General features: G+C 49.8%; 1 protein-coding gene. It reads right to left on the bottom strand.

The window, feature by feature from the left end; all coding sequences use genetic code 11:
• The coding region (locus tag ACKQAD_RS20330; RefSeq protein ID WP_409161766.1) for an ATP-binding cassette domain-containing protein at positions 1 to 223 on the bottom strand (223 nt) is incomplete at both ends.

Genomic DNA, 223 nt, shown 5'->3' with positions numbered 1-223 from the left:
GTCGACAGCGAGAGTGCGGGCAAGCGCCGCCCTTTGCCTCATGCCGCCCGAGAGCTCTTTTGGATACTTTTTTTCAACCTCGTAAAGCCCGAATTTTTTCAGCAGGCCGAGAGCGGTTTCCTTCGTTTCCGGGCCTAGTTTTTTGGAAATGTGCAAACCGATTAAGACGTTTTCCTCAATGGTTTTCCAGGGAAATAAATAATCCTGCGGGAGCATATAACCG

The sequence above is a fragment of the Pectobacterium artocarpous genome (assembly GCF_046159765.1).
In the GTDB taxonomy this organism is placed as follows: Bacteria; Pseudomonadota; Gammaproteobacteria; order Enterobacterales; family Enterobacteriaceae; genus Pectobacterium.
Note: the sequence above shows the minus strand (reverse complement) of the source record. Positions and strands in the feature narration are given on the sequence as shown.